Below are 9,452 nucleotides of genomic sequence, written 5' to 3' on the forward strand. Positions count from 1 at the left end.
CGGGGTCGCGTTGTCCGGCATCGAGGTGATCGAGCTGAACGAGGCGTTCGCGTCCCAGTCGCTCGCCGTACTGCGGGGACTCGGCCTGCCCGACGACGCCGAGCACGTGAACCCGAACGGCGGCGCCATCGCGCTCGGGCATCCGCTCGGGATGTCCGGGGCACGGTTGGCGTTGACCGCCGCGCTGGAGCTCCGGCACCGCGACGCCCGGTACGCGCTCGCCACCATGTGTATCGGCGTCGGACAGGGCATCGCGACCCTGCTCGCCCGTCCTTAAGGGGTTCTCGATGCTCGGCGAAGCTTGTCCTCCAGAGTTGCGGGACGCCGGCGAACAGCTGTCCGTCGACGAACTCCGGTCCCGCCAGTTGTCGTTGCTGCAGGCAACGGTACGGCGGGTGTACGAGAACGTGCCGCACTATCGTTCCGCGCTGGACGCGGTCGGGTTCAAGCCTGGTGATCTGCAGTCGTTCGCGGATCTTTCGCGGTTGCCGTTCACCGCGAAGAAGGATCTGCGGGACAACTACCCGTTCGGGATGTTCGCGGTTCCCCGGACCGAGGTGTCCCGGGTGCATGCCTCGTCCGGGACCACCGGGCGGCCGACCGTGGTCGGGTACACGAAGCGGGATCTGGACAACTGGGCCGATCTGATGGCGCGGTCGATCCGGGCCGCGGGCGGGCGCGCGGGGGACGTGTGCCACGTCGCCTACGGGTACGGACTGTTCACCGGCGGGCTGGGCGCGCACTACGGGGCCGAGCGGCTCGGGTGCACCGTCGTACCGATCTCGGGCGGGATGACCGAGCGGCAGGTGGACCTGCTCCGCGACTTCGGCGCCCGGATCATCATGGTCACGCCGTCGTACTTCCTGTCGATCGTCGACGAGCTCGAGCGCCGCGGGCTGGACCCACGGGACACCTCGCTGCGGATCGGGATCTTCGGTGCCGAGCCGTGGACCGAGGCGATGCGCACCGAGGTCGAGGAACGCACCGGGATCCACGCCGTCGACATCTACGGGCTGTCCGAGGTGATGGGGCCGGGCGTCGCGCAGGAATGCGTCGAGACCAAGGACGGCCTGCACATCTGGGAGGACCACTTCTACCCGGAGATCATCGACCCGGTGACCGGCGAGGTGCTGCCCGACGGTTCCGAGGGCGAACTGGTCTTCACCACCCTCACCAAGGAAGCCTTCCCGGTACTGCGGTACCGCACCCGCGACCTGACCCGCCTGCTCCCCGGCACCGCCCGCCCCGGGATGCGCCGGATGGAGAAGATCACCGGCCGCACCGACGACATGATGATCGTCCGCGGCGTCAACGTCTTCCCCACCCAGATCGAGGAACAGATCCTGCTGGTCCCCGGCCTCACCCCGCACTACCTCTGCGTCCTCACCCGCCCCGACCGCCTCGACGAACTCACCGTCCAGGTCGAAGCCGCCCCCGACCTGGCCGACCGCTCAACAGCCGCCACCACCCTCGCCCACCGCATCAAGGACCGGGTAGGCGTCACCGCAACAGTCGAAGTCGTAAACCCCCACGCCCTCGAACGCTCCCTCGGCAAAGCCAAACGCATCCGAGACGACCGGTAGCCGTACCGAAGAACGGGTGGTGGTGCCGGGCGACCCGCCAGCCGCGGGCCGGCTGAGCGGCGCCGATCGCGCTGGTGCAGCCGGGGTGTCGACCACTACCCGTTCTTACGTCACAGCAGCGCTTCAGCCTGTGGATCGGCGTGGTGGAGTTTGCGGACGGCCGTTGGGCGGAGGTGGGGGCGGATCAGGGCCTCCAGTTCGAAGTCCTCGAGGTGGAACTTGGCGGTGATGTCGCGGTAGGGGGTGCCTGCGCGGATTTCGTCGATGACGTCGTCCACCGGGACGTCATCGATCAGCGGGCGGCCGTGCGCGCGTTCCGGGTCCACGATCACGTCGACGTCGGAGTAGATGACCAGCCGGAGGGTGCCGGCGTACCCGTCGTCGGACCAGCCGATGGCGGCCGAGCCGCGGCGCAGGACGCCGGGGAAGCCGCCCTGGCTGTCGCGGATCCGTTCCCAGCCGGGCTCGCGGCCCTCGGCGGCGATCTCGACCAGCAGGTCGCGGCCGTCGTGGGCCAGCCCCGACCAGGCCAGCGGGTACCGGCGGCCGGCCCGCGAGCGGAGCGCGACCGCGGCCTCGCCGATCGCGTGCAAGGACAACCCGGTACGGCGCAGGTGCCGGAGCATGTGCGTCTCCACCAGGCCGGCGAACGTGATCGTCGGCTCACCCCTGCCGCCGCGGCCGGCCTCCAGCGCCCCGGAACGCAGCCAGTCGCCGAGCGTGGTGGCCGGCAACCCGAGATGGAGCGCCACCTCGGCGCGGGTGTACAGCGGAAGGTCGAACCGTGGATCCACGTCTCACCTCGAATGCGCGGTGCGGGCGCTTGTCGTTCATAGCGTGCCAGAAATGGGGGTTTTCTCTGCGGCCGCGGTCCGCTACGGTGCAAGTTGCCGGAGGCTTCGACACCCCGGCGACGGAGAGGAGGTGAGCGCGATGTCGAGTCCGACTGTCGTGCTGCCCCGCCGCCGTGTCCGCGGCTGACCGGGGTGGCTTCGTACCACCAAGGAGTAGTCGCATGACCGAAGTACAACGTCCGTCGCTGACCGCCGGTGAGCGGGAGCAGTTGATCGGATGGCTCGACCTGCAGCGTTCGTTCGTCCGGATGAAGTGCGCGGGGCTGAGCGAGGAAGATGCCCACCGCAAGGTGGTCCCGACCTCGCCGTTGATGACCCCGGCCGGGCTGGTCGCTCATCTGCGCTGGAACGAGTACTCGTGGTTCCAGCTCGGCATCGCCGGCGTCCCCGACACCGGCCAGACACCGTGGACCGAGGGCGGCCACGTCGACGCCGAGATGCTCGTCGACGACGTACCGATCGCCCAGCTGCTCGACGAGTACGACGAGGAGTGCCGGCGGTCGAACGCCACGATCGCGGACCTGCCGCTGGACACGGTCGAGGCAAACCAACCCGCTGACAAGGCAGCATCCTTGCGGCACGTCCTCTGCCACCTGATCGAGGAAACCGCCCGCCACGTCGGCCACCTCGACATCATCCGCGAACTGCTCGACGGCACGAAGGGTTATACCAAGCTGGACTAACCCGGTTACGCCTGCGCCGAGGGGTGGATAGGATGTCCGGCATCTGGCACGGGGTAGCGACAAGAGGTGTGATGAGGGAACCCTCCGTACGCCGGTATTCCGGGCGGTCAGTCGAAGAGTGGAAGGCCGCGCGCCGGGAACGGCTGCTGGCTGCCGCACTCGAACTGTTCGGGACCGAAGGCTATCCGGCGACATCCGTGGAACGCCTGTGCACACAGGCGAAAGTGTCCACCCGGCACTTCTACCACGAGTTCCAGAACAAGGAAGCCGTGCTGCTCGCGGTGCATGCGCAGGTGATCGAGTTGGCGGTCCGGAGTACGGGGGACGCACTGACCCGGACCGCCGACCAACCGGTGCGGGAACGGATCTCCGCGGCCGTCGACTCGTACCTGCGGACCATCATGGCCGACCTCCGGCGGGCCCGGATCTCGTTCGTCGAGGTGGTCGGCACCAGCCCGGCCGTCGAGGAGCAGCGCAACGCGTTCCGGGAGCTGCTGATCGGCAAGGTCCGCGACCTCGGCGACACGGCAGTGGAGCGCGGCGAGATCAAGCGCAAGGACTTCCGGTTCCTCGCGCTGGCGTTCCTCGGCGCGGTGAACGCGGTCGTCCACGACTGGATGCTCGCCGACCCGCGCCCACCGGAGCAGGGAATCCAGAAGTCCTTGCGAGACCTCGCCGTCCAGCTGATAACCGCCTAGTCGACGTACCGCTTGCGGAGTTCGGCGAGGGCTTCGTCGCGGGGTACGGCGGCGCCCGCGGCGTACGCGGCTTCGTAGGCTTCGTTGCCCAGGGCATCGCGGAGCTGGTCGACGAGCCGCCGTACGTCGGCGTCCGGGATCGTCCGGAGGCCCTTCATCGTGGCGGCGAGCCCGAACGCCCGGGCCACCTCCGCGGGCTCGCTGGTCAGCAGGTCGGCCGGCAGACCGGTCTCCACGACCGCGGCCGCGAGCGGCATGTCCTCGGTGCTGAGCGCCAGCCCGATGGCTTCCCGAGCGCATTTCTGCGCCTTCTCGACGTCGCCGGTGAACGCGTAGATCCGGCTCAGCTGGCCGAGCAGCATCGCCTGTCCGTGCGGCGCCATCCGCTCGGCTTCGAGGTCGAGCGTCGCGTACGCGCGTTCCGCCAGCTCCCGCGCCTCCTCGAGCCGCCCGAGCCGGAACTCCACCTTGGCCAGGCCCATGTACGCCATCGCCTCGCCACCGCGCGACCCGGTCTGCTCGGACAGCTGCAGTGCCCGCTGCAGGTCCGTACGGGCGCCCTCGTAGTCGCCCAGCTCGACCCGGCTCATCGCGCTACCGCCGAGCAACTGCCCGACGCCCTCGGTGGTACCGAGCTCCTCGATCAGCCGGAGCGCCTCGACCAGCGCCTCCAGCGCGGCCGCGTGGTCGCCGTTGCTGGCCCGGTACCCGGCGAGCCCGCGCAGCGCCATCGACGTACCGAACCGGTCACCGATCGCGCGGAACCCGTCCAGCGCGATCGTCAGATCGGCCGCCATCTCGCCGACCTCGCCCTCGTTCTCGCGGAACATCGCGCTGGTCAGCACGCCCATGTTCCGGATCCACGGGTCCGGGTGCCGGCCGGCCGCCTCCAGCTCCGCGAAGCAGGTCGCCTTGTCCTTGCGGACGGCGGCCCAGACGGCGTTGGTGAACAGCCCGATCCCGGAGTCGACCAGGATCGGGTGCTTGCGGGTCATCCAGCGGACCGTGGCCAGCCCGCGGGCCGCCTGCCGGAACGCCTTCGCGGCGTCCTGCCCCGTCGACATCCGGCCGAGCGCGAGCAGGTACAGCGCCTCGGCCTTGTCCAGCGGCACACTCCGCCCCGGTACGGCGAGCGCGGCCTGCATCCAGGTCACCGCCTCGGCGGGACGGCCGCTCATCGTCCAGTACTCCCCGAGCACCGCGACCATCTGTACGGCGACCCGCGCGGAGCCGGTGTCGATCGCGGTCCGGAGCGCGTCGATCAGGTTCTCGTTGTCGGCGGTCAGCCGGGCGATCCACTCGATCTGCTCGCCGGTCCGCAGCTTCGGCCGCGCCTTGCGGAGCACCCGGCTGAAGTACACGGTGTGCGCCCAGCGGAAGCGGTCGTACTCGCCCGAGGCCTTCAGCTGCTCGGCGCCGTACGCACGGACCGTCTCCAGCATCCGGTACCGCACGGACCGCTCGTCGGCGGCGGCCTCGACGAGCGACTTGTCGACAAGGGACGCGAGGACGCCGAGGACGGACTCCGCCGGAATGTGCTCGCCGCTGCAGATCTGTTCGGCCGCCTCCAGGGTGGCGCCGCCGGAGAACAGCGAGAGCCGCCGGGCGACCGCCTGCTCGTCAGGGTCCAGCAGGTCCCAGCTCCACTCCACGACCGCCCGCAGGGTCTGGTGACGCGGCAAGGCGGTACGAGAACCACTGGTCAGCAGCCGGAACCTGTCCGCCAGCCGGTCGACGATCTGCGGCGGGTTGAGCGCCCGCAGACGGGCGGCGGCCAGCTCGATCGCGAGCGGCATACCGTCCAGCCGGCGGCAGATCTCCGCGACGGCTTCCCGGTTCGAGTCGGTCAGCTGGAAGTCCGGACGTACGGCGCGGGCCCGGTCGACGAACAGCTGCATCGACGGGTACTCGTCGGTGGTGGCGTCCTCCGGCGGCAGGTCGAGCGGACCGACCGGGTGCAGGTGCTCACCGGGGATGCTCAACGGCTCCCGGCTCGTGGTCAGCACCCGTAGGCGCGGGCACGACGCCAGGAGCGAGTCGACGAGTCCCGCGACCTCTTGGACCAGGTGCTCGCAGTTGTCGAACACGAGCAGTACGCGCCGGTCACCGATGACCTCGACGAGCCGTTGGGTCGCAGCGCGGCTGGTCGGGATGTGCTGGGGTGCAAACCGGGCCTGTGTCACGTCGACGTACTCGCTGGCGCCAAGGGTGGACAGTACGGTCGGGGCGACGTCAGCGGCGTCTCCCAGCGGTGCGAGCTCCACGAACCAGATGCCGTCGCCGGACTGGTCCACGAGCGACCTGCCGGTCTCAGTGGCCAGCCTTGTCTTGCCGGCACCACCTGGGCCGACCATGGTGACCAGCCGGGTCCCGTTGCTCAGCAGGCGGGTCAGCTCGATCACGTCCTCGCGGCGACCCACAAAACTCGTCAACGGAGCCCGCAGGTTGCTACGCGGTGCTGACGGAGCAGGAGCCGGTACTGCGGAACTCTTGGCAGCCGGGTCCACCGAGTCACCGCGGAGCACCGACACGTGGAGGTCCCTGAGGCGTGTGCCGGGGTCAGCGCCCAGCTCGTCGGCCAGGGTGGTGCGAATACGCTCGTACGCCGCCAGGGCCTCCGCCTGGCGACCGTCGGCGTACAAGGCGCGGATGAGCAGCTCGTGGACGCGTTCGCGCAGCGGGTGCGTGACGGCGAGGTGTTCGAGGTCGGCGATCAGGTCGCGGGCGTGGCCGCAGCTCACGGCAGCCTCGGCCAGATCCTCCGCGGCAGCCAGTCGCAGCTCAGCCAGCCGGTCCGCCTCGACCGCGGCGAACGGGAGGTCCCGCAGATCGGTGAGGGCGTCACCCCGCCACAGCTTGCCGGCCTGGGTCAGCAGCGCGTGCGCCTGCTCCGGGTCGGACGTGAGCGCCGCGCGCCCACGCCGTACCAGCTCCTCGAACTGGAGGGCGTCGACGCAGTCCGGGCCGATGGTCAGCGTGTACCCGGCCGGGCCGGACTGGACCGAGATGCTCGACTCGGTCGCCGGCAGGCTCCCCCGCAGACGCGAGACCAGCGACTGCAGCGCGTTCGCGCTCGGGGCCTCGCTCCCCCACAGCCCGTCGACCAGCGTCTCGACGCTCACCGGCCGCCCCGCGCTCAACGCCAGCCGCGCCAGCAACCCGCGCAGCCGGACACCGCGGATGTCGAGCGGACTCCCGTCGGCCGCCCACATCGCGAGAGGACCGAGCACCGCTATGCGCACTCCACCAGCCTCGCACATCCCCCTGCCCAAACACCCCTGCCTTTTGTCACTCGGCTCCTTTAAGGTCGGTGGACGTGACAGAAATTGCCGCGCCGACTCAGGTCGCGCTCTCTCGTATCGTTGCCGAACGTCAGTCGAAGGGCCGCGTGCCCGGTGTGGTGGGGGCCGTCGCCCGGGACGGGTCGCTGGCCTGGTCGCACGGCGCCGGATCGGCCGACCTGGACAGTCCCGGCGTACCGCCGACCGCCGACTCGCAGTTCCTGATCGCGTCGCAGAGCAAGACGCTGACCGCGGTCACGATCATGGCGCTCCGTGACGAGGGCAAGCTCAACCTCGACGACACCGTCGACCAACTGCTCCCGGACACCAACCACGCGGGCATCACCGTCAGGCAGATGCTCAGCCACGCCAGCGGCATGCAGCGCGAGCCGGTCGGGGACGTGTGGGACCTGATGAAGTTCCCGTCCCGCGACGAGCTGGTCACCGGCTGGAACGCCGCCGAACGGATCGGCAAGCCGCACCACCGGTTCCACTACTCGAACCTGGTGTTCTCGCTGCTCGGTGAGATCATCGCGCGGATCGAGGGCCGCTCCTGGTACGACACCGTGAAGGCGCGGATCCTCGACCCGCTGGAGATGCGCCGGACCACCGTCGGCATGGACGGCGGCCCGGCCCAGACCGGGTACTACGTGCCGCCGTTCTCCGACGTACCCGTCAAAGAACCGCTGCTCGACATCGGCGCGATGGACGCCTGCGGCGGGCTGGCATCGACCGCCGAGGACCTGGCGAAGTGGGCGATGTTCGTCGCGAACCCGGTCGACGAGGTGCTGTCCAAGGACACCCTGGACGAGATGTGCCAGGTGCAGATCATGGCCGACGTGGACCGTTGGCAGCTCGCGTTCGGCCTCGGGTTCATGCTGCTTCGCCGCGGCGACCGGCTGTTCGTCGGCCACGACGGCGGGATGCCCGGCCACATCACGTCGACGTTCGTCGACCGCTCCTCCGGTACGGCGGGAATCGCGCTGTTCGGCGCCACCTCGTCGCCGGCCCCGAGCGCGCTGGCCACCGACCTGATCATCAAGGTCCTCGAGGACGACCCGCTGCCGCCCGAGCCCTGGATCCCCGGTACGTCGGTCCCCGCCGAGCTGACCGGCGTCCTCGGCACCTGGTTCACCGAAGGCAGCCCGTTCGTCTTCTCGGTGCGGAACGGCGTCCTCGAGGCGAAGTCCCCCGCGGCCGCCGAGTACCAGTCCCCCGCCGTCTTCGAACGCCTCTCCGACGACACCTACCGCACCGTCTCCGGCCGCGAAACCGGCGAACTCCTCCGCATCACCCGAGACCCCGCCGGCCACCCCACAAAGTTGCACTGGGCAACCTACCTCTGCACCCGCGAACCCTTGTCCTTCGGCGAGATCAAGCCTGGCTAGAGCCGTGTTGCCCGGAAGGGGATTGTCGGTTAGCCTGTGACCATTCCCCCAGTTGCTTCGGTGGCTGGGTGCGAGGCCCCACTTCGGTGGGGCTTCTGCTTTTCACCACCCCGCCGGCTTCCTGATCACGGAACCCGCGCCGTCCGCCAGCCTCTCCGGAAACTGGCTGGCGCCGAGGACCCCCGCACGAATTTGCTTCGCGAACGTCGGGCGGCAGGTCCGCAGCCGCTGACTGGGCACCGGCTGCGGATTCAGCAGCCCGACCACCTTCCCGAGCTCATGCCGAACGATGCGGATCGGTTCGGTCAGATCGGAGTCATTGCTCACCACCGCGAAGGCATCGGCATCGTTCCGGAAGGCGTCCACCAGGAGATAGGTGGCCAGGTTCACGTCGGATCCCTTCTCCTCGGTCTTGATCACCTCGACCGTCCGTGGACCGGAACTTGGCGGATTCGCCAGCATCATCCGGGTCGGCTTGGTCAGAAAGCTACCCAGATGCACCTCCACCGTGGGGAGCGTGCCGAGCGCTCGTAGGTACACCTGCTGCCGGACCGGAGCGCGCAGATTTCCCGGCCGTTCCTTGACCAGCGCCGTGAAGTACCGGATGCGTCCGAGCTCGAACCTGGGTAGGAGAAGGCCACACATCTTCTCGAGATCAAGCCACTTGTACGGCCGGCCCTTGAGGGAACCGAAGTACAAATTGAAGCCGTCGACATACACGTTGATCCGCACCGCGGCAGGTTATCCAGCCCGCGAGTGGTTTCCTGCCCAGAACTCCGTAGTTGTGGACAAAGCAGTCGATCTGCCCCTGGATGCCCCGGGATGCCCCCGTCAGACCACGCAGAAGTCGTTGCCTTCGGGGTCTTGCATCCAGAGGTGGTCGAGGGTGTTGTCGGTGTGGACTTCCTGGACCAAGGTGGCGCCGGCGGACTGGAGGGTGGTCGCGGTGGTGCGGATGCGTTGTT

8 protein-coding genes and 1 pseudogene are annotated in these 9,452 nt (G+C 69.4%); 5 read left to right on the forward strand and 4 right to left on the reverse strand.

The genetic code is table 11. The features are described 5' to 3' along the window. Nucleotides 1-277, forward strand: a pseudogene (locus tag VFF46_RS05750) (3-oxoadipyl-CoA thiolase); the annotation flags it as partial. 10 nt (nucleotides 278-287) lie between these two features. Beyond that, on the forward strand, nucleotides 288-1,583 hold the full coding sequence (paaK, locus tag VFF46_RS05755; protein ID WP_325035963.1) for a phenylacetate--CoA ligase PaaK: 1,296 nt from the start codon (nucleotides 288-290) through the stop codon (nucleotides 1,581-1,583). Nucleotides 1,584-1,693: 110 nt separating this feature from the next. On the opposite strand, the gene VFF46_RS05760 is transcribed toward paaK, so the two are convergent. Further along, nucleotides 1,694-2,377, reverse strand: a complete 684-nt coding sequence (locus VFF46_RS05760; protein ID WP_325035964.1) for a hypothetical protein — start codon at nucleotides 2,375-2,377, stop codon at nucleotides 1,694-1,696. 221 nt (nucleotides 2,378-2,598) lie between these two features. Here VFF46_RS05760 and VFF46_RS05765 point away from each other — a divergent pair, with 221 nt between their 5' ends. Beyond that, nucleotides 2,599-3,120 carry a DinB family protein gene (locus tag VFF46_RS05765; RefSeq protein WP_325035965.1) on the forward strand — a complete coding sequence of 174 codons (522 nt, stop codon included), beginning with the start codon at nucleotides 2,599-2,601 and terminating at the stop codon, nucleotides 3,118-3,120. Nucleotides 3,121-3,191: 71 nt separating this feature from the next. Then, nucleotides 3,192-3,818 carry a TetR/AcrR family transcriptional regulator gene (locus VFF46_RS05770; protein WP_325035966.1) on the forward strand — a complete coding sequence of 209 codons (627 nt, stop codon included), beginning with the start codon at nucleotides 3,192-3,194 and terminating at the stop codon, nucleotides 3,816-3,818. Here the strand turns inward: VFF46_RS05770 and VFF46_RS05775 are convergent. Continuing rightward, nucleotides 3,815-7,060: a BTAD domain-containing putative transcriptional regulator gene (locus tag VFF46_RS05775; protein ID WP_325035968.1), complete on the reverse strand. Its 3,246-nt coding sequence runs from the start codon at nucleotides 7,058-7,060 to the stop codon at nucleotides 3,815-3,817. The two genes, VFF46_RS05770 and VFF46_RS05775, sit on opposite strands and share 4 nt — an antisense overlap. A 74-nt stretch (nucleotides 7,061-7,134) precedes the next feature. Between VFF46_RS05775 and VFF46_RS05780 the strand changes: the two genes are divergently transcribed. Beyond that, nucleotides 7,135-8,487, forward strand: a complete 1,353-nt coding sequence (locus tag VFF46_RS05780; RefSeq protein WP_325035969.1) for a serine hydrolase domain-containing protein — start codon at nucleotides 7,135-7,137, stop codon at nucleotides 8,485-8,487. Between the two features lie 102 nt (nucleotides 8,488-8,589). On the opposite strand, the gene VFF46_RS05785 is transcribed toward VFF46_RS05780, so the two are convergent. Together VFF46_RS05785 and VFF46_RS05790 are read right to left on the reverse strand one after the other, a co-directional pair. Then, the gene (locus VFF46_RS05785; RefSeq protein WP_325035970.1) at nucleotides 8,590-9,219 is read right to left on the reverse strand and encodes an NYN domain-containing protein; all 630 of its coding nucleotides are present in this window, start codon (nucleotides 9,217-9,219) and stop codon (nucleotides 8,590-8,592) included. A gap of 99 nt (nucleotides 9,220-9,318) precedes the next feature. Next, on the reverse strand, nucleotides 9,319-9,444 hold the full coding sequence (locus tag VFF46_RS05790; protein ID WP_325035971.1) for a VOC family protein: 126 nt from the start codon (nucleotides 9,442-9,444) through the stop codon (nucleotides 9,319-9,321). Between the last annotated feature and the right edge of the window lie 8 nt (nucleotides 9,445-9,452).

Source organism: Kribbella sp. (assembly GCF_035655035.1).
Classification (GTDB): domain Bacteria; phylum Actinomycetota; class Actinomycetes; order Propionibacteriales; family Kribbellaceae; genus Kribbella.

Excerpts from the sequence above, each read along its gene's own strand:
- paaK (WP_325035963.1), top strand. The coding sequence starts at position 288 with ATGCTCGGCGAAGCTTGTCCTCCAGAGTTGCGGGACGCCGGCGAACAG.
- VFF46_RS05765 (WP_325035965.1), top strand. The coding sequence starts at position 2,599 with ATGACCGAAGTACAACGTCCGTCGCTGACCGCCGGTGAGCGGGAGCAG.
- VFF46_RS05770 (WP_325035966.1), top strand. The coding sequence starts at position 3,192 with ATGAGGGAACCCTCCGTACGCCGGTATTCCGGGCGGTCAGTCGAAGAG.